The following is a 1047-nucleotide window of genomic DNA, read 5'->3' as shown; positions in this document are numbered from 1 at the left end:
CCAGGTGGGTGTCGTCTCGTCCGTTATGCGCTTGGTGAGGTTGTCGATCGAGGCGACGTGGATCATGGCCTCGGAGCTGGCGGGCAGGGTCTCGTAGTCTCGGGCGAGGCGCCGGTGCATCATGATCCAACCAATGCTTCGTTCGACAACCCAGCGCCTTTTGACAACGTGGAAGCCGCGAACTCCTGGGTTTCTGTTGACGACTTCGACGTCGATTCCGAGGTTGGCGCCGTGCTCGATGACGGCGTTCTTGAAGCCGGTGTCGACCCAGCTCTTTGAGATGGTCGGGTAGGTCTTCTTGGCCTGGTTGAGGAGCTGGATTCCGACGGCGTTCTCGGACAGGCTCGCGGCGGTGACAGTCACGGCGAGGATGAGTCCGATCGTGTCGGTGAGGATGCCCCGTTTCCTGCCGACGATTTTCTTGGCGGCGTCGGTTCCCTGGCTGGTCAGGGGCACATTGGTGGAGGTCTTCACGCTCTGGGTGTCGATCACGGAAGCGGTCGGCTCGGGCTTGCGTCCTTCCTTCACGCGGGCCAGGCCGGTCAGGTCGTAGTTGAGCTGGGCGAAGATTCCTTCGTCGCGCCACGCGGCGTAGTAGGAATAGACGGTGCCGTGGTTCGGGAAGTCGTGCGGGAGGTATTTCCAGGGGATTCCCGTGCGGTTCACGTAGAGGATCGCGTTGAAGACGTCGCGTAAATCGACCTTGGCCGGCTGTCCGGTTGGTCTGCGGTCGAGCCGGGCCTTTCTCCAGGCCGTCAGCGTCGGTTCGATCAGGGCCCATCGGGCGTCGGACAGGTCGCTGGGGTACGGCTTCCGCTGGCTCACGCCACAGCGTGATCATGGATGCGGTGGACGGTGCCGCTCCGCTACTGCTGGGCGTTTCTGCCTGATCTTCATACCAGACGGACTTCGTGCACGAGACCCGGAGTAAACGGGCGGCCAAGTTCGTAGCTCGACGGACGCGGGGGTACCTGCATGGGGCAAACACCTCAAATCTGACGGCCATGAAAGTTACTTACCGACATAGACCATCTCCAAATGCCCACT

The 1047-nt window shown here is 61.9% G+C and carries 1 protein-coding gene; it reads right to left on the bottom strand.

The window, feature by feature from the left end; genetic code table 11:
• Positions 1 to 825, bottom strand: an 825-nt coding sequence (locus ABZV42_RS42300; RefSeq protein WP_356057744.1) for an IS5 family transposase, incomplete at its 3' end; no start/stop codon positions are given.
• Positions 826 to 1047 lie beyond the last annotated feature (222 nt).

The organism is Streptomyces sp. NPDC005281 (assembly GCF_040607495.1).
In the GTDB taxonomy this organism is placed as follows: domain Bacteria; phylum Actinomycetota; class Actinomycetes; order Streptomycetales; family Streptomycetaceae; genus Streptomyces.
This window is presented reverse-complemented; position numbering and strand designations above follow the sequence as displayed.